A 17,091-nucleotide genomic window follows, 5' to 3' on the forward strand; every position below is an offset into this window, starting at 1 on the left:
TAGGGGGTGCCCGTGTTTAAAGACGGCCTGGGCGTTACTTTTGGCTACGCTCTTCACTGTGCAGTGGGTAGGCGGTTTCAGGGCTGGGACGTTTAATACCCACATAGGCAACAAGCGCCCCAACCAGGAGAAAGAAATGATCAAGTCAATCACCCGTTCCGATTCGTCCAGCCGGACCCTGCTGATGGCCGGTGCCGCTGCGGTGTTGTCCATTGCCGCGATGGGTTTTTCCAGCGGTGCACATGCCCGTGGCGATGTGAGTTTCTCTGTCGGGGTGTCCACCCCGGGCGTGGTTTTCGGTGTGAGCAACGCCTACCCGGTCTACACCTCGCCGGCTTATGGCCAGCCTGTGTATGGCTACCAGCAACAACCGTCATATGGCTACCATCCGCAGCCCGTGTATGTGCAGCCTCAGCCGGTCTACCGTCCGCACCCGGTTTATGTGCAGGCGCCGGTTTACATGGCGCCGCCTCCGGTTTATTACCGCGGCGGCCATCACTACCGCCATGAGGGTCACGGTCATCGCGGACACCGCGGACACGGTCAAGGTCAAGGTCAAGGTCACCGCGACCATGGCGACGGTCATGGAAATGGTCACCATCGTTAATATCAGCGCGGGGCGCTTCCGAAAGGTGCCATTCATAAAAAAGCCCCCAAGCTGCATGCTTGGGGGCTTTTTTTTATGGTTTGGTTTCGATCAAGAGGCCGTGGGTCGCCAGAACACGTAGTCGGCCTCATAAGGCACGTTGACACGCATGCCGAGTTCGGCTGAGCTGCAATTGCGCGTTGACGGCAAACCACCCAGGGTTCTGATGCGCTGGATGTAGCTGATGTTGTGGAGCGCGCCAGGCTGGTTGCCGGGTTCGACCCGGGCGCGCTGCAGCGGCAGGTTGGGGTCGCCGTTGTTCACTTCGATGAACTCTTTAACAGCCAGCTCGGAGCCGTCGCGGTGCAACCAGTTGCGGGCGCTACGCGCCAGCACGATGCGGTTGTTGGCGCTGTCCCTGAGCTCGATGCTGCGGTCCCTGGGCAGCCAGGCATACTGAAAGGGCGCACGGTTGACGGCCTGGCATTCGTATTGCAGTTCGCCAATGCCGCGGGCTTCAAGCACCGCCAGGTGGCCTGCCGGCACGCGGATGTCTAACGGCAAGGTGGGTTGCTGGGTCAGGTACTGCGTCAAATTCAAGGACCGGGAATTGCATCCCGCCAGCAGGGCGGCTGCAACAAGCAATGTCAGCGCAGGCAGGCCTTGCAAGGGGCGGCGGAGACGGGAAGAGGCAGGATATGGTTTCAAGATGCTTTCCGGTGATGACAAGCTCGTGCCCCTATCCAGGCGATCAACTCACCAAATTACATGCAATGTCGTAGGCGTGGTTGGTCGGAGGGCTGCAGTTTTTGACGGCTTTGCTCAGGCCCGTCGGTTTCACCACCAGAGTGTAGCTGACGGTTCTGGCTGCGCTTGAATAAATTGACGAACTGTCGGGCTCGCCGGACAGCACCCATTGAACTCGGCCGTTTACAAGAACGACGGGCTCATACAACACGGTGTCATGGCCGATAGCCTGGTGTGTTGTGGGCGGGAGAGGGGCGGTGACGGCGACGCGGCGATAGATATGGGTCGCGGGCGCAGGGGCGGAAAAAGCGGCCATCACGGCGGCGGTGCCGGTGATGACAAGCAGGGTCAGACCAATTCCTATGACCAAGGCGCGAATTGTGTTGTGTGTGCTTCTCATCGCAATCACCCCTTATTCAACTTTTGCTTTGCTTGCCAAGTTGTTTTGGCAGTCGGGTTGTTTACCCGCTTGTTACAGTACACCGCCAAAGTCGGTCCGCAGGTGTAGGAGTTAGCCCCCAAGGCATGCAGGTGCGCTTCCTTGCGTGGCCTGCGTACCTCGGGTTTGCCCTACCCTGACGCTTGATGCTTAACCCTGGCGCCAGAAGATGTAGTCAGCCTGGTAGGGCAGGGTCAGCTTTTCACCGGTGTTGAGGGCAGCGCAAGGTTTTGTTTTTTCAACACCGCCCTTGGTGTTGACCCGCTGGATGAAGCTGATGTTTTGCAATGCGCCGGTGCCCATGGACGGTTCGGCCCGCGCCAGTTGCAGCGGCAGCGTGTACTCACCGTTAGGCGCCACGGAGACCTGGGTGCCCACAACGCTGGAGCCGTCAATGTGCTTCCAGGTGGCGGGCGGGCCGGAATAAGCGACCACATCCTTGCCGGTGCGGTCCAGCAGGTTGGCTTGCGGGCTGACCAGCACCCAGCCGTAGGGGCCGGTGGCGGTGGGCTTGCATTCGTAATTGAGGATGCCGGTGGCGCGGGTTTCGAGCACGACCTGGTGGCCGGCCGGCACCATCACAGCTTGTGGCAGGCGGTCCTGGCTGTACATTTTGGGCAGCGGTGGCGCGCTGGAGCAAGCAGCCATGATCAGCGCGGTGCCACCGATCATCAGGGTGGTGCAGAGCAGACTTTTGCCAGCGGTGCGGAATTGGGTGTTGGTGCTTTTCATCTGGATTCCCCGGTTTGTTTTTACTTATTGCCAGTAGAGCCGGGAATGATGTAAGTGCATGTAGGACGCTTGGTCGGCAGACTGCAAGGCAAGAGCGCTTTCCAGATGCACCTCTGCAGTGCACCCGGAAGCAGGCGCAAAAAAGCCCACAGGGCGCACGCGGCCTGTGGGCTAAAACCAGCTCCGCCTAACTTCAGAGCTGGTCGCTCACCATCTGGACAGAAAGCGAGCTTCCCGAGAGCAGATCAACCTGGCCTTACATGGCCTTGTAGAAGATGTAGTCGGCCTGGTATTTGACGATTTGTTTGGCATTCAGGTTGCCGGCAGCGCATGGCATGGCCGGGGCGACGCCGCCGCGGGTGTCCACGCGCTGGATGAAGGTCACGCCCTGCATGGCGCCGGAGCCCATGGCGGGGTTGCCCTTGACGAGTTGCAGCGGGATGCTGCCGGCCATGCTGGCGTTGGGCGCAACAGCGACTTGCACGGCGGTCAGCTTGGAGCCGTCCATGGCTTCCCAGGTGGCCGGTGGGCCGTAATATTTGCCGACTTGCTTGCCGCTGCGGTCATTGAGCTTGGCGTCGGGGCCGACAAACACCCATTCGAACTGGCCTGCCATGTCTTTCTTGGCGCTGCACTGATAAGTGATCTCGCCGACGCCCACGGTTTCCAGGGCAACTTTGTTGCCGGCGGGCACTTGCACGGCTGCGGGCAGCGCGGCCTGGGAGTAGGTTGGCATCATTGGGGACATGCTGCCGCAGGCGGTGATCAGCGAAACGGCGGCGGTAGCGATGGCGGTGCGGATCATCATTTGGTAACTCCTGGTTAAGTGAGAGGTGAGCTGGCGGGTGCCAGTTTGTTGTCAGCTCCTCTGCACGACCGTTTTGACCTGGCCATGCATGGCTCCCTGAAAAGTTTACGCAAGCGGATGGACGCTGGATTCAGACCGGGACAAAAAAGTGCAAAAAGTCCCGTGGACGACCTGAGGCGGCGGCTGGGACGGCTGGTGTGACAGGCCGGTGTGACCGCCTCACTGCCCGAAGCGCGGGCCGTTTTTGAGGAACTCGAATTCCAGCGCCGAGTTGGCGCGTCCCAGCGCACTGTTTCGATAGGGAAAGCGGCCCAGGCGGGCGATGATGTCGCGGTGTTGCTCGGCAAAACGCAAGCTGCTGGCCAGTGTGACACGCAGGTCTTGAGGCACCGCGTCGGCCATTTCGCGAAAGCAGCGCACGCCTTCTTCCTGCAGCATCAGGTCTTCCGCGTGCATCAGCGGCATACACAAAAACATGCGGCCCACCCAGGGTAGTTGCGCATCCATGCTCTGCGCCAAAGCGTCTGTCACCAGGGACTGGGCGCGCTCGTCGCCGGCGAAGGCCTGGGCCTTGCCGCGATACATATTGCGCGGAAACTGGTCGAGCAGGATCACCAGCGCCAGGCGGTCCAGTGGCTGGCCCTCCCAGTCGGTCAGGCCACCGCCCAGCGCTTGCGTGACTGGTGTCCCAAAGCGGTCGGCAATCTGCTGGTCCAGCTCTGTCGTACCGCCAAACCACTGCCTGCCCATGTCGCGGCTGGGCCACCCGGAGGCGAAATTTTCACCGAGCCAGAAGTCGAGGACGGACGCAGGCGTGACGGAATCAGGCATGGCGGCAGTCGGAACAGGGCGCTTACATCGCCCGGAACTGCTGACTGTACAACCGGCTTACCGCCAGCCTCTCGGGCCGGCCGCGCAGAGTCAGCGACAGCTTGCCGGCTTCGTCGCGTTGCACGCTGTCGATGGTCTGGGCCTGCACCACCGTGCCGCGGTGGATCTGCCAGAACAGCTGCGCATCGAGCTGAGGCAGCAGCTCCTTGAGCGGCATGCGTATCAGGTACTCGTGGCTGGCGGTCAGCACGCGGATGTACTTGTCGGCAGCCTCGAAATACACCACGTCGGCAACCGGCACCATGCGAATGCTGCTGCCCGCACTGACCTGAATCAGCTTGAGCGGGCTGGCGGCCGGCGTCTGGCCAGCGGCCAGCAGATGGCGCAACTGGCCCAGCGCCTGGTCCAGGGCGGGGTTCCAGGTGGCGCTGTCATGTGCGCCTGAATTCACGGCTGCCTGCGCCCGTGCTGCAAGGGCTGACTGCACTTTTGACACTGTTTTTTGCAAGCGAGCCGGCTGCACGGGTTTGAGCAGGTAGTCGACCGCCTGGGTTTCAAACGCCTGCACCGCGTACTGGTCGTAGGCCGTGACGAACACCAGCGCGGGAAAGGCGCTGCTGGTCGGCCATTCGTCGGCCAGTTCGGCCGCAGCCTCCAGCCCGCCCAGGCCGGGCATGCGGATGTCAAAGAACAACACGTCGGGCCGCAGCGCCAGCGCCTGCGCCACAGCGGATGCACCGTCACCCACACTGGCCAGCACGCGCAACCCGGGCCAGGCGCGCGCCAGCTCGGCCTGCAGCGCCTGGGCCAGCAGTGGTTCGTCTTCGGCAATCAGGGCTGTGGCTGGAAGATGACTCATATTTTTAAGGAAAATCGGGCTGTAGCCCTTGCCCCGCCTGCGCTAACAGCTACTAATTCTATAGCGACCGAGGCGCCGTAGGTGCTGGCCAAGCGTTCGCGCACCTGGGCCATGCCGAAGCCGGTGCCGTCGGGGGCGCCAGCCAGCCCGACGCCGTTGTCGATGACATCCAGCACCAGCGCGTCGCCTTCACGGCGCGCGCTGACGGCGATGTGCCCGCCTTCGATCTTGGGCTCCAGCCCATGTTTGATGCTGTTTTCCACCAGTGGCTGAAGCAGCAGCGTGGGCACGGGGCAGTGGGCCAGCGCTTCGGGCAGGTCCAGCGCATATGACAGGCGCGGGCCCATGCGGATGGCCATCAGCGCCAGGTAATCGCGTACGCGGTCAAACTCGGCTTGCAGCGTATGTGTGGGCGCCAGCGATGCGCCTAGCGTGGCACGCAGATAGGCAATCATGTGGTCCAGCATGACCTGGGCGCGTTGCGGGTCGTTGCCGATCAGCGCGCGCAGGTTGGCCAGGGTGTTGAACAGCATGTGTGGCTCAAGCTGGGTTTCCAGCAGCTTGAGTCGCGCTTCGCTGGCATGCTGGCGCGCTTCGGTCATCTTGCGCTGCAGGTAGGCGCTCTTGTTGACCGCGTAGAAGTAAAAGCTGCCAACCATGCCGGCGATCGCGGTGATCAGGATGGAGCTGCGAAGCTGGGCCGGGTCCTGTTGGCCGGCGCCGGGCGGGTACCAGCCGTAGTATTGGCACAGCGTGTCCGCGATCCGGGTGCCGAGCACATAACCCAGCACAATACCGCCGAGCACCAGGGCCAGGCCGGCCCAACCCTGTGGCCAGCCAGTTTCTGCACTTGAGGGAAAGAGATCACGCCCCAGGTCAATCACGGCCCAGGTGATGGTGGCAATGAACAGGGAATACACCAGCGGCGGGCCATAGGGCTTGTCCGGCATGAAGGCGTACTGGAGCGTGGCAATGCCCAGCGCAAAGGCGATCACCTGCAGCAGATGGCGCAGCTTGGCGATCCAGTTGATCTGCATCACGGGCCGTTCGATGGCTTCGGGGCTGCGGGGCAAGGTCATGCGGATCATTCTAGGGCGGCAGCTACGGCAACAGGTGCTTGCGCATGAAGGCGGTGATCTGGCGGTCCACCGCCGGCAGCGCGCTGCGGTCGAAGCCGGGCGGGTCCAGCAGCAGGTCCTGGGCCAGAGGCGACAAGACATCGGCCGGCGGCGGCGGAGACAGCAAGGCGCCGTGTCCGCCGTTCGGCAGGTCGGCCACAAGTTCACAGGCTTTGCAGGCCTGCAGCACGCGGTCGCTGTGAAAACGCGGCAGCAGCCATTTGTCCTGCCGGGCCGTGACCAGTCCCAGCGGTACGGGCGGCGCGGCCAGGGAGTCCATGTCGAAGTCGGCGGCCAGCGGCACACCCGCCACCACCGCACGGATGCGGGGATCGGTGTGAACCAGCCAGGTGGCATCGCTGAATTTCTGCCGGATCACGGCCAGCGCCACGGTTTTCTTCAGACCGTCAAACACGCCGCCGGTCAGCCGCGTGATCAGCCCGACGCAGGTCTGAAAGTCTTCCGCGATGTTCGCACCGCAATGGCTGGCGAACTGGGCCGGCGACCAGCGCCCGCCGGCCAGGCTCAAGGCGGTGTGGCCGCCGGCCGACATGCCGTACATGCCCACCTTGTCCAGCGCCAGCAGTAGCGCAAAACGCGGGTCGCGCGCTACCGTGTCAATGGCGCGTGACACCTCGGCGGGTCGCAGCTTCCAGCTGTCGGGTCCGGGGCTGGACGGATCTTTGTGGTTGTCGCCACGGTGCCGAGGCAGCGCAACCACAAAGCCGTCATCGACCAGCGTGCGCGCCAGGTTGGTAAAAGTCCAGGGCGAGCCGCCCGAGCCGTGCGAAATGACAACCAGCCGGCCGTTGCCGCGCACCGGCGGACCTTGCAGGTCCAGTTGCAGGGAAAATGGGCCTTTCTGGATGCGCTGGCCTTCGCCGAGGGTGGGGTAGAAGACGGTGACGGGACCGTCGGCCTGCAGGCCCGGCAGTTCGGTGAAACCCATGCCGGCCTGGGCATAGGCGGCGGCGAGAGACAGCAGGCCGGTGATGAAGTAGTTGCGCATGGGGTGTTCCTGTAATTACCAGGGATCGCGCTGCAGCGTGAGGCGTTCGCGCTCTTGCTCCACCAGGCGCTCGTGTATGCCGGCGCCACCGGTGATCAGAAACACCACGGCGCCGTGCACCGCCAGGCCGATGCCCCAGCCGAGCAGCGGGAAGACGGCCCAGTGGCGTCCGCTGGCAAGCGACAGCGCGACCAGCAGCAGGTTGACCCCCAGGTAAACCGAGGCATGGATGTACCAGCCGAGTTTGGCGCCGGCGCGTTTGCGTGCCAGTCGTTCTAGGCCGGTGTCGACCAGGGCGGTGGAGACGTGCAATGCGTTCATGGTGTTTCCTTTCAGGTCTTGAGGAGCGGAGATGAAGATGCAGGGGTGGCGGGCTTCAGGGCCAGGCGCCAGAGGCGGGCGCTGCGTCCGGCAAAGGCGCCGCTGAACAGGCCGTACAACGCGCCGATGAGCAATGTGTACTGGCCGTCGCGCGCCAATTGCGGCTGCATGGCGAGGTCGACACCGACGGTGTACCTGGTCAGGAAGATGCCCACGATCAGCGCCAGCGGCAACCAGCTGCCGGGCACGGTGAAGCTGCGCGAAGCCGCGTCATACCGTGTGCCCGCAGGCGGCGACTGCGGAGCGATCAGGCACAGCGTGGCCGCTGCGCTGGCCAGCCAGGCCAGCACCACGAAGCCGAACAGCGGCGAGCCGCCAAAAGCCGAGACCGTGCCCCAGAGAGAGAGGCCGGTCATGGCCACGGGCATCAGCGTCATAGGCAGCGCGCTGACGCTGCGTGTGTGCAACTGGCTCAGGCCCAGCGCGAGCAGGGTGGCAAGCAGGCCCCAGACCCAGACCGGGGTGTTTTTCAGGACCGGCACCAGGGCCTGGAGGTGTTGCAAAAGCAGCGGGATCAGCATGGTGTTCTCCGTGTTGAAAGTAAAAGGATGGGGAAGGGCGCGTCAGATCAGGCCCTGGCTGCCCCACAGCAGCTTGCCGAGGTAGCGACTGGGTAACAGCGCGAGGCTGCCGGCGACCAGGCAGGCACCGATGTACAGGCCCTGCATGGTCAGGCGGTGACCGCGGATGTTGCCCCGCGCCAGAAACCAGAAGGCCAGCGCCAGCATGCCGACCACCACGGGAATGAGAAGGTGGATGGGGGTGTAACCGTTGATGTTGGGCAGCTTGAAGTCGCGGATGAACAGCGCTGATACGGCTGCTGCCAGCATCAGCGTGACCCAGGCGTAACCGAAGGCGCGGTGCAGGCGCGGTCGCTGGTCGCGTGCGCGGCGAGCCCACAGCGCAACCGGGCCCAGCACCGTGGCACTGGTAACGGCACTGAGGTGAACCGCGATAACGGGGGACATGTCCACGGGAGTCTCCTTGGAGGGGGTGGATCGGACTTTGCCGAAAGGCAGCCCTCGTCGCCAGTGGCTTGCGACGAAGTGCGGACGGCGCGGCGCGAAATGCAGCCGGGCGGCGTGAACGGATCCCCGTCAAGGGGCTGCTGGCGCCTGAGGCCCGGCGGCGATAATCATGCCTTATCTTCTGGAGCGTGCGTGGACATCACATTGCTGATCAAGGCGGCCGTCATGGGCATCGTCGAGGGGCTGACCGAGTTTTTGCCGATTTCTTCCACTGGCCACCTGATCCTCGCCGGCGCGCTGCTCGGTTTTGACGACGCCAAGGCCAAGGTCTTCGACATCGCGATCCAGACTGGCGCCATCTTTGCGGTGATTCTGGTCTACTGGCAGAAGATTCGCGATACGCTGGTGGCACTGCCCACCGACAAACAGGCGCAGCAGTTTGCGCTCAATGTGTTCGTGGCCTTTGTGCCGGCCGTCATTCTGGGGCTGCTCTTCGGCAAAGCCATCAAGGCCAACCTGTTCACGCCGGTGGTGGTGGCCAGCACCTTCATCATCGGCGGTTTCATCATTTTGTGGGCCGAGCGGCGCCAGCAGAACAACCCCGCCGCGGCGCGTATTCAAGAAGTGGAAGCCATGACTTTGATGGACGCGCTCAAGGTCGGCCTGGTGCAGTGCCTGGCCATGATTCCCGGCACCAGCCGCAGCGGCGCGACCATCATTGGCGGCATGTTGCTGGGCCTGTCGCGCAAGGCTGCGACGGACTTTTCGTTTTACCTGGCGATACCGACGCTGATAGGCGCGGGGGTCTACAGCCTGTACAAGGATCGCGCGCTGCTGTCGCTGGCCGACGTGCCGATGTTTGCTGTCGGCCTGCTGTTTTCATTCATCAGCGCCTGGCTCTGCATACGCTGGCTGCTGCGCTACATCGCCACCCACAGCTTTGTGCCTTTTGCCTGGTACCGCATCGTATTCGGCATCGTGGTGCTGGTGACGGCGCAGATGGGCTGGGTTCGCTGGGCCGATTGAGTTTTCCGTTCGTCGTGGCCCGGGGGGTGAGCTCCTGGCCTGTCATCCCGGACTTGATCCGGGATCCATGTTGGATAACTCGCACAGCTTGGTTCACCACCGTTCGGGCTGAGTGTGTCGAAGCCGCCTCTTGCCTCGACGTTTCAGGCTTTGCCAACAAGCCGGGGGTTGCCCGGCGGCAACTCACTTTCTTTTTGCGTGGCCAAAAAGAAAGTAAGCAAAGAAAAAGGCGATCCGATGGTCTGGGTCCCCTGCGCTGCGCTTCGGGGCAATCTACGGTGCTCTGTAAAAGCGGGGTCTCGCTAGCACTCTCCCGGTTCAGACAATCGCGAGCCCTGATCCGCTTTGACCTGCGCTCCTCGGCCCAGCCCGACGGGTGGAGAAGAAAACCAATACCTGAGAAAAATCCGGAGTTTTTGAAGCGCAAAGCGCTTCAAGGACGGGAATCCCAACAGACCGTCACGTTTGCACGCGAGCGCAGCGCACGCGGCCAAATGAAGTCCCCCTCCATCGCCCAGCGGGGCGAGGGAGGGGCTAGGGGTGGGAGTGGGGAGTTGGAACTACTGTCGAGAACGGACTGTAGGCGCAGCGTGATGCATGAAAACATCTCGCCAACGCCGCAACTCAATGCGCATGGCTTGCGAGTCAAGCCCGCAATGACAATCCGGCGGGCTCAGCCCATCATGTTGCGCAGCGAGGCCTCGATGGCCGCTGCGGTGACCACCGGCTTTTCCATCGGAAACAGGTGGCTGCCGTCCAGCATCATGATGCGGCCTTTGGTAACCTTTTCAGTCATCGCCATGCCGACCTGTTTCATCTCGGCCGACTGGCGCCCGCCGATGAAAGCCACCGGACATTTGAGCGGGTGCCGCTTGAGGAGGCCTTCCAGGTTGTGCGGCAAGGTGTTGTAGATCGCGGTTTCAACGTCGCGGTCAAAACTGAGCATGCGCTGGTTGTCACCTTCACCCTGGGCATCGTGTGTGCCATGTTCGATGTAGTCGAGCAGCACCTGTTCGTCCCACTGCGCAAATGCCTTCTTGCTGCGGAAATGCGCCAGCACCTCGGCTTGACCCAGCCACTGGTGTTTGCGCTTGCGACTGATGGCGCCGGGCGAGATCGAGCCCACGAGTTGCGCGCGTTTGGCCACGCTCAATGCGGCGGCACGCCAGCCACCCAGAATCGGTGAATCAATCAGCAACACGCCGCGCAACGGCTGGCCGCCGATGTCGGGGTTGCGCGCCGCACACATCAGGCTCAAAAAACCGCCCAGCGAGTGACCGACCAGGAATACAGGCTGACCGGTTTTTTCCACGGCTTCGGCGCTGAAGTCGGCCAGTTGTTGCACCAGGTGCGGCCAGTTGCTGGTGACCGGGTAACGCGGGTCGTGACCGAATTTTTCAATGGCTCGCACCTGAAAGCCACGCGCCTTCAGGCTCTGGAACAAGACACCGTAGGTGCTTGCGGGAAAGCTGTTGCCGTGGGAGAAAATGATGAGGGGTTTGGTCAGGGCGGGCACGTGGTCTTTGTGGTTGGCGCGTACACGAACAGTTCGCTTGTCATCCCGGACTTGATCCGGGATCCATGGGTTACGGATCAGGTCCGCAATGACAGACAGGGCGCATCAGGCTGCCCCGTCCCGTGTCAAATCAACTTTTCTTCGGGCGAGGTTATTTTCTTGAGTGGCTGGTTGCGCGTCAGCGGCGTCAGCAGCGGCACCTGGGTTTCGCCACCGGTCCACATCGGGTCCTCGATGCTGTCGAAAACTTCGCGCAATTTTTTGCCCCAGTTGTTGTGCAGCATGCGGAAGTATGGGTTTTCGTGGTCGATACACACGACCTTGTCGGTCTGCAGCGCATTGGCTTCATAAACCACCATGTCCAGCGGCAGGCCGACCGACAGGTTGGACTTGAGCGTCGAGTCCATGGACACCAGCGCGCATTTGGCGGCTTCGTCCAGCGGGGTGTCGGGCGTGATCACGCGGTCCAGCACCGGCTTGCCATATTTGGACTCGCCGACCTGAAAGTAGGGCGTCTCGGGCGTCGCTTCAATAAAGTTGCCGGCCGAATAGACCTGGAACAGCCGCATGCCTTCGCCGCGAATCTGCCCGCCGAAAATCAGCGAGACATTGAACTCGACACCGGCATGTTTGAGGTCGTCAGCGTCACGCTCATGCACGCGGCGGATCGCTGAGCCCAGCACCCGCGCCGCGTCGAACATGCTTTTGGCGTTCCAGATCGTGATCGGCGGGCCGCCTTCGGGATCCTTGAGCTGCTCGATCTGCAGGATCTCGCGCACCGATTGCGAGATCGACAAATTGCCGGCCGACAGCAGCACCATGAAGCGGTCTTCCGGTTTTTCATAAATGATCATCTTTCGGAAAGTACTGATCTGGTCCAGCCCGGCGTTGGTCCGGGAGTCCGAGAGAAACACCAGGCCGGCGTTGAGTTTGATGGCGACGCAGTAAGTCATGAGAAATCGATAGTGGGTGAAAAGTCAGCCGGCGGCAAGCTTTTTGAGTTGGTAAAGAGCGTCCAGCGCTTCGCGCGGACTCAGTAGATCGGGGTTGATGCCGACCAGCGCTTTTTCGACAGCGCTGGCCTCAGGCGAAGGCTGTTCGGGCGGCGCGGCGAACAGGTCGACCTGAGCGCGCGTCGCATCCTGCTGGGTCTCCAGCGCGGCCAGCGCATGCCGCGCATGGTGGACGACACCGGCCGGCACACCGGCGAGTTTGGCCACGGCGATACCGTAACTCTTGCTGGCCGGGCCGGGCTCAATGTGGTGCAGGAACACGATGTCGGCGCCGGACTCGACCGCGCTGACATGGACATTAACGGCCGCATGGTGGCGCGCCGGGAATTCGGTGAGTTCGAAATAATGAGTGGCGAACAGCGTGAAGGCCTGGGTCTTGTTGTGCAGGTGCGCGGCAATGCCGCCGGCCAGCGCCAGGCCGTCGAAGGTCGAGGTGCCGCGGCCGATCTCGTCCATCAGCACCAGCGAATGCGGTGTGGCGGCGTGCAGGATTTGCGCGGCTTCCAGCATCTCGAGCATGAAGGTGGACTGGGCATTGGCCACGTCGTCGGCCGCGCCTATGCGGGTCAGGATGGCGTCAATCGGGCCGAGCCGGCAACTGGCGGCCGGCACATACGAGCCCATGCTGGCCAGAAGCACAATCAGCGCGACCTGGCGCATATAGGTCGATTTGCCGCCCATGTTGGGGCCGGTGATGATCTGCATGCGGCTTTTGCCGCCCAGGTCGCAGTCGTTGGCAATAAAGGCGCCCCCGCTGGTTTCATCGAGTCGGGCCTCGACCACCGGATGCCTGCCTTCGCGGATGCTTATGCAGGGTTCCTTCACAAATACCGGCGCGGCCCAGTTCAATGTCAGCGAGCGTTCAGCCAGCGCGCACAACACATCCAGGCTGGCCAGTGCACGCGCTAGCCGGCTCAGCGCCGGTACAAAGTGCTGCAGTTCGTCCAGCAACTGCTCGTACAGCCATTTTTCGCGGGCCAGCGCGCGCTCCTGGGCCGACAGCGCCTTGTCTTCAAAAGCCTTGAGTTCAGGCGTGATGTAACGCTCGGCGTTTTTCAGGGTCTGGCGGCGCCGGTAGTCGTCAGGTACCTTGGCGGCCTGGCCCTGCGTGACCTCGATGTAAAAACCATGCACCTTGTTGAACTGCACACGCAGATTGGCGATACCGGTGCGGGCGCGTTCGCGGCTTTCAAGGTCCAGCAAAAAGCCATCGCAGTTGGTCTGGATGCCGCGCAACTCGTCGAGGTCGGCGTCGCAGCCGTGGTTGATCACGCCGCCGTCGCGGATCAGCGCGGCGGGTTCCTCCAGCAGATAACGCCCCAACAGCGCCGCACAGTCCGGTGGTGCCTGCAAATCCTCGAAGATAGTGGTCAAATACGCCTCTAGCCCATGCTGGTCGGGCGTGAGGCGCTCTGTTTTTTGTAGCGTCTGACATAGCGCCACCAGTTCGCGCGGGCGCACCTGGCGCAGTGCGATGCGTGCGGTGATGCGTTCGACGTCGCTGCAACCCTTGAGCCCGGCGCGCAGGCTTTGCTGCAGGCCACCGCGCAGCACCGTGATCGCGTCGAGCCGCGCCTGGGCCTGGCTGCGCTCGCGGCGCGGGCTCAGCAGCCAGCTTTTGAGTGCGCGGCTGCCCATGCCGGTGCTGCAGGTGTCCAGCAGTGAAAACAGTGTGGGCGAATCCTCGCCGCGCAGGGTTTGTGTCAATTCGAGGTTGCGGCGCGTGGTTTGCGGCAGCTCGATCAGCTCACCCGAGCGCACCACCTGCAGGCTGTGCACATGTGGCAGGGTCCGGCCCTGCGTGTGTTCCGCATACCCGAGCAGGGCTGAGGCCGCTGCATGGGCTTCCGGCAAGGCTTCGGCGTTCCAGGAAGCGAGCGAAGCGACCTGTAACTGCGCCAGCAGCCGGCGCGCACCGAGTGCCGCATCGAACTGCCAGGCCGGGCGGGCGCTGACGGCGCAGCGCTGGGTTTTCAGGCGCTGCTCGAAGGCAGCCGTGACCTCGACGTTGTAGAGCAACTCGCTGGGCGCGATGCGCGCAATCCAGGCTTCAAGCTCGTCGGCCGGGCAATGTGCCAGGTGGATCACGCCCTGGGTCACGCTGAGCCAGGCCAGGCCGCAGCTGTTGCGCAGGCCCTGGTGCACGGCCAGCAGAATCGATTCGGTCTTGTCGCTGAGCAGTTCGGTGTCGGTCAGGGTGCCGGGCGTGACGACGCGCACCACCTTGCGTTCAACCGGGCCCTTGGCGGTGGCAACGTCGCCGACCTGCTCGCAGATTGCCACCGACTCACCGAGTTTGATCAGTTTGGCCAGATAGCCTTCGAGCGAATGGAAGGGCACACCGGCCATCACCACCGGTTCTCCTGCCGACTGGCCGCGCCGGGTCAGTGTGATGTCGAGCAGGCGTGCGGCCTTTTCGGCATCGGCATAAAACAGCTCATAAAAGTCGCCCATGCGGTAGAGCAGCAGCGTGTCCGGGTAGTCAGCCTTCAGCCCAAAGTACTGGACCATCATGGGCGTGTGTTTTCCGCCCGCAGCGGGGGCGGTGTCGGCAATCTCCGCAACGGTGTCGGAATGGGAAAGGTTCACGGAAGGTTCTGGCGTGGCTCAGGCGGGAGGGAAAGGGCCGGCAAGGCGGCGCAGCGGCAGCACGACCGGTGAAAATAATAGCACTTGCGCGCCCGCGCATGCCCTGCGGGTGCGCCAAGTCAGGTATTTACAGGCGAGCTGCGGCTGTGTAAAGCGACATTTCACTACAAATATTGGTGTGGACGGCGCTTAAACTCAGGAGGGCATCGCACACAGGCGCGATAGCTGCCGTTTTTAACCAAGGACCTGTCCATGACCGAGCCCCACTCGCCCACTTCTTTCTGCAATGCTGGGGACGCCGAATGTGATGTGCTGGTCATAGGTGGTGGCCCTGCTGGTGCCACGGCGGGTGCCCTGCTGGCACAGCGTGGCCACAAGGTGGTGGTGCTTGAAAAAGAGCATCACCCACGTTTTCACATCGGCGAGTCGCTGCTTCCCGCCAACTTGTCTCTGCTTGAAAAGCTGGGTGTAGCCGACGCTGTCAAAGCCATCGGGATGGAAAAGTGGGGCGCCGAATTTGTCTCTCCCTGGCATGCCGCCAAAAGCCAGACCTTTGCATTTGCCGACGCTTGGGACAAATCCATGCCGTTTTCCTACCAGGTGCGGCGTTCCGAGTTTGATGAAATTTTGATTCGCAATGCGGCCCGGCTCGGTGCCGAGGTGATTGAAGGCTGCCGTGTCAGGGGCGTAGATTTTGCGCCTGACGGCAGCGGCGCCACGGTGCAGGCGCAGCACGAAGACGGCAGCAGCGCTCGCTGGCGCACGCGTTTTGTGGTGGACGCCTCGGGACGCGACACCGTGCTCGGCAAGCAGTTCGACATGAAACGCCGCAATCCCAAACACAACAGTTCGGCGCTCTACGGCCACTTCACCGGCGCGACGCGGCATCCGGGCCAGGACGAAGGCAACATCACGATTTTCTGGTTCGACCACGGCTGGTTCTGGTTCATCCCGCTGACCGACGGCTTCACCAGCATAGGCGCGGTGGTCTGGCCGCACTACCTCAAGAGCCGGACCAAGCCGGTCAGGGAGTTTTTCCTCGACACCATCGCCCTGTGCCCGGCGCTCGCCGAGCGACTGGCTGGTGCCACGCTTTCTTCGGAGGTGGAAGCCACCGGCAATTTTTCTTACGCCTGCGACCGGACCCATGGCCCCGGCTACGTGATGATCGGCGACGCCTTCACCTTCATCGACCCGGTGTTTTCATCGGGCGTGATGCTGGCGATGCAAGGTGGTTTTGTCGGTGCCGAGACGGTGGACATCTGTCTGCGCCAGCCGGCCAAAGCCGCTGAGGCGCTTGCCCACTTCGACCGCCAGGTGCGCAAGGGTCCCAAGGAGTTTTCGTGGTTCATCTACCGCGTGACCAACCCGACCATGCGTGACCTGTTCATGGCACCCAACAATGTCTGGCGCGTCAAGGAAGCCTTGTTGTCCATGTTGGCGGGTGATATTTTCGGCAAGACACCGATTTGGCGCTCATTGGCTGCGCTCAAGGGTATTTTCTACGTCGCCTCGGCGTTGAACTTCAAACGCTCCTGGCACGCAATGCGTTTGCGCAAGGCCAACATCCGTGTTGTGGATGCCGTGGATAGCGTCGAGCAGCCAGCGCATGGCGCGCCAATCGCGCGCTGAGCCATGAACTACAAACCGCAAGTTCTGCTCGATGAACCGCTGAAGATGCAGGTCGGGCGTACCCGCCTGCACGAGTCTCTTCGCATGCACCTGGGTTACCTCGTGCTTGGCGTGATTTGCCTGAGCGTCACGCTGTTGGCTTTTCCAATGCGTGCGCTGCTGCCGCGTGTGTTGAGCAAGCGCCTGGGCCGCAAGCTGGTCACGCTGACCACGCGTATCTACTTGCGCTTTCTGGTGCGCATGGGTGCCTGCCGCTTTGATCTTTCAGAACTGGATGCGCTCAGCGATGGACCGGCCATGGTGATTGCGCCCAACCACCCCTGCCTGCTCGACGCGGTGATGATTCTCTCGCGCCTGCCCGGTGCCGCCTGCATCATGAAGGCCGAGCTGGTCAATAGCGTTTTCTTTGGCGCGGGCGCCAGACTGGCAGGCTATATCCGCAACACACCGCTTCGCACCATGGTGCAGCTCGGCGTCGACGATCTGGCCAACGGCAGCCACCTGTTGCTGTTCCCCGAAGGCACGCGCACCCCGCGGTTTCCAGTGGGCGCGATGCAGGGCACAACCGGTCTGATCGCGAAAAAGGCCGGCGTGCCGGTGCAAACGGTGTTCATCGAAACCGATTCAGGTTTTCTCGGAAAAGGTTGGTCCTTGCTGTGGACACCGAAAATGCCGATCACTTACCGGGTGCGGCTCGGCAGGCGTTTCGAGCCGCCTCGCGACACGGCACAATTTGTCTGCGAACTTGAACACTACTTCCAGTCCGAGCTTGCGCACGCACAGTTGCCAGATTTTCCTGTCAAGGCGCCGCCGGCCTGAGCTACAGTTCCCTGATCT

General features: G+C 62.7%; 18 protein-coding genes. 4 read left to right on the forward strand and 14 right to left on the reverse strand.

Annotation, left to right across the window (positions count from 1 at the left end; genetic code table 11):
* Positions 1-136 precede the first annotated feature (136 nt).
* Entirely contained in the window at positions 137-607 is a 471-nt protein-coding gene (locus tag IEX16_RS02190; protein ID WP_188706108.1) for a hypothetical protein, read from the forward strand.
* A gap of 90 nt (positions 608-697) precedes the next feature.
* Here the strand turns inward: IEX16_RS02190 and IEX16_RS02195 are convergent, their stop codons facing one another.
* The 11 genes from IEX16_RS02195 to IEX16_RS02245 form a co-directional block, all read right to left on the reverse strand.
* The gene (locus IEX16_RS02195) at positions 698-1,186 is read right to left on the reverse strand and encodes a DUF3455 domain-containing protein (RefSeq protein WP_188706110.1); all 489 of its coding nucleotides are present in this window, start codon (positions 1,184-1,186) and stop codon (positions 698-700) included.
* A 151-nt stretch (positions 1,187-1,337) separates the two neighbouring features.
* The gene (locus tag IEX16_RS02200) at positions 1,338-1,703 is read right to left on the reverse strand and encodes a hypothetical protein (protein WP_188706112.1); all 366 of its coding nucleotides are present in this window, start codon (positions 1,701-1,703) and stop codon (positions 1,338-1,340) included.
* 219 nt (positions 1,704-1,922) lie between these two features.
* The gene (locus tag IEX16_RS02205) at positions 1,923-2,504 is read right to left on the reverse strand and encodes a DUF3455 domain-containing protein (protein WP_188706114.1); all 582 of its coding nucleotides are present in this window, start codon (positions 2,502-2,504) and stop codon (positions 1,923-1,925) included.
* A gap of 256 nt (positions 2,505-2,760) precedes the next feature.
* Positions 2,761-3,312, reverse strand: a complete 552-nt coding sequence (locus tag IEX16_RS02210) for a DUF3455 domain-containing protein (protein ID WP_188706116.1) — start codon at positions 3,310-3,312, stop codon at positions 2,761-2,763.
* Between the two features lie 219 nt (positions 3,313-3,531).
* Positions 3,532-4,143: a DUF924 family protein gene (locus IEX16_RS02215; RefSeq protein WP_188706118.1), complete on the reverse strand. Its 612-nt coding sequence runs from the start codon at positions 4,141-4,143 to the stop codon at positions 3,532-3,534.
* Between the two features lie 22 nt (positions 4,144-4,165).
* Positions 4,166-5,002 (reverse strand): LytR/AlgR family response regulator transcription factor, encoded by an 837-nt coding sequence (locus tag IEX16_RS02220; RefSeq protein WP_188706119.1) that lies wholly within the window; start codon positions 5,000-5,002, stop codon positions 4,166-4,168.
* Entirely contained in the window at positions 4,999-6,081 is a 1,083-nt protein-coding gene (locus IEX16_RS02225; RefSeq protein WP_229676116.1) for a sensor histidine kinase, read from the reverse strand. Before IEX16_RS02225 ends, IEX16_RS02220 begins: the two co-directional genes overlap by 4 nt.
* Before the next feature lie 22 nt (positions 6,082-6,103).
* On the reverse strand, positions 6,104-7,129 hold the full coding sequence (locus IEX16_RS02230; protein WP_188706121.1) for an alpha/beta hydrolase family protein: 1,026 nt from the start codon (positions 7,127-7,129) through the stop codon (positions 6,104-6,106).
* Between the two features lie 15 nt (positions 7,130-7,144).
* Positions 7,145-7,450: a 2TM domain-containing protein gene (locus tag IEX16_RS02235; protein WP_188706123.1), complete on the reverse strand. Its 306-nt coding sequence runs from the start codon at positions 7,448-7,450 to the stop codon at positions 7,145-7,147.
* An 11-nt stretch (positions 7,451-7,461) separates the two neighbouring features.
* Positions 7,462-8,031, reverse strand: a complete 570-nt coding sequence (locus tag IEX16_RS02240; RefSeq protein ID WP_188706125.1) for a DUF6622 family protein — start codon at positions 8,029-8,031, stop codon at positions 7,462-7,464.
* Between the two features lie 42 nt (positions 8,032-8,073).
* The gene (locus IEX16_RS02245; protein ID WP_188706127.1) at positions 8,074-8,484 is read right to left on the reverse strand and encodes a DUF2306 domain-containing protein; all 411 of its coding nucleotides are present in this window, start codon (positions 8,482-8,484) and stop codon (positions 8,074-8,076) included.
* 186 nt (positions 8,485-8,670) lie between these two features.
* On the opposite strand from IEX16_RS02245, the gene IEX16_RS02250 reads away from it, so the two are divergent.
* Positions 8,671-9,504 (forward strand): undecaprenyl-diphosphate phosphatase, encoded by an 834-nt coding sequence (locus tag IEX16_RS02250; protein WP_188706130.1) that lies wholly within the window; start codon positions 8,671-8,673, stop codon positions 9,502-9,504.
* Positions 9,505-10,177: 673 nt separating this feature from the next.
* On the opposite strand, the gene IEX16_RS02255 is transcribed toward IEX16_RS02250, so the two are convergent.
* From IEX16_RS02255 to mutS, 3 genes are all read right to left on the reverse strand, one after another.
* A complete protein-coding gene (locus tag IEX16_RS02255; protein WP_229676117.1) occupies positions 10,178-11,020 on the reverse strand; it encodes an alpha/beta fold hydrolase in 843 nt (280 codons plus the stop codon).
* 125 nt (positions 11,021-11,145) lie between these two features.
* On the reverse strand, positions 11,146-11,973 hold the full coding sequence (locus IEX16_RS02260) for a proteasome-type protease (protein ID WP_188706132.1): 828 nt from the start codon (positions 11,971-11,973) through the stop codon (positions 11,146-11,148).
* Positions 11,974-11,997: 24 nt separating this feature from the next.
* Positions 11,998-14,547, reverse strand: coding sequence for a DNA mismatch repair protein MutS (gene mutS, locus IEX16_RS02265; RefSeq protein ID WP_188706297.1), 2,550 nt, complete (start codon positions 14,545-14,547; stop codon positions 11,998-12,000).
* A 327-nt stretch (positions 14,548-14,874) separates the two neighbouring features.
* On the opposite strand from mutS, the gene IEX16_RS02270 reads away from it, so the two are divergent.
* Both IEX16_RS02270 and IEX16_RS02275 read left to right on the forward strand, forming a co-directional pair.
* Positions 14,875-16,254, forward strand: a complete 1,380-nt coding sequence (locus tag IEX16_RS02270; RefSeq protein WP_188706134.1) for an NAD(P)/FAD-dependent oxidoreductase — start codon at positions 14,875-14,877, stop codon at positions 16,252-16,254.
* Positions 16,255-16,257: 3 nt separating this feature from the next.
* Positions 16,258-17,073 carry a lysophospholipid acyltransferase family protein gene (locus IEX16_RS02275; protein ID WP_188706137.1) on the forward strand — a complete coding sequence of 272 codons (816 nt, stop codon included), beginning with the start codon at positions 16,258-16,260 and terminating at the stop codon, positions 17,071-17,073.
* The last annotated feature ends 18 nt before the right edge of the window (positions 17,074-17,091 follow it).

This window comes from Polaromonas eurypsychrophila, assembly GCF_014641715.1.
GTDB lineage: Bacteria > Pseudomonadota > Gammaproteobacteria > Burkholderiales > Burkholderiaceae_C > Polaromonas > Polaromonas eurypsychrophila.

Coding starts and splice junctions, on each gene's coding strand:
- IEX16_RS02190 (WP_188706108.1), top strand. CDS start 137: ATGATCAAGTCAATCACCCGTTCCGATTCGTCCAGCCGGACCCTGCTG.
- IEX16_RS02205 (WP_188706114.1), bottom strand. CDS start 2,504: ATGAAAAGCACCAACACCCAATTCCGCACCGCTGGCAAAAGTCTGCTC.
- IEX16_RS02210 (WP_188706116.1), bottom strand. CDS start 3,312: ATGATGATCCGCACCGCCATCGCTACCGCCGCCGTTTCGCTGATCACC.
- IEX16_RS02215 (WP_188706118.1), bottom strand. CDS start 4,143: ATGCCTGATTCCGTCACGCCTGCGTCCGTCCTCGACTTCTGGCTCGGT.
- IEX16_RS02220 (WP_188706119.1), bottom strand. CDS start 5,002: ATGAGTCATCTTCCAGCCACAGCCCTGATTGCCGAAGACGAACCACTG.
- IEX16_RS02225 (WP_229676116.1), bottom strand. CDS start 6,081: ATGACCTTGCCCCGCAGCCCCGAAGCCATCGAACGGCCCGTGATGCAG.
- IEX16_RS02230 (WP_188706121.1), bottom strand. CDS start 7,129: ATGCGCAACTACTTCATCACCGGCCTGCTGTCTCTCGCCGCCGCCTAT.
- IEX16_RS02235 (WP_188706123.1), bottom strand. CDS start 7,450: ATGAACGCATTGCACGTCTCCACCGCCCTGGTCGACACCGGCCTAGAA.
- IEX16_RS02240 (WP_188706125.1), bottom strand. CDS start 8,031: ATGCTGATCCCGCTGCTTTTGCAACACCTCCAGGCCCTGGTGCCGGTC.
- IEX16_RS02260 (WP_188706132.1), bottom strand. CDS start 11,973: ATGACTTACTGCGTCGCCATCAAACTCAACGCCGGCCTGGTGTTTCTC.
- mutS (WP_188706297.1), bottom strand. CDS start 14,547: ATGATGGTCCAGTACTTTGGGCTGAAGGCTGACTACCCGGACACGCTG.
- IEX16_RS02270 (WP_188706134.1), top strand. CDS start 14,875: ATGACCGAGCCCCACTCGCCCACTTCTTTCTGCAATGCTGGGGACGCC.
- IEX16_RS02275 (WP_188706137.1), top strand. CDS start 16,258: ATGAACTACAAACCGCAAGTTCTGCTCGATGAACCGCTGAAGATGCAG.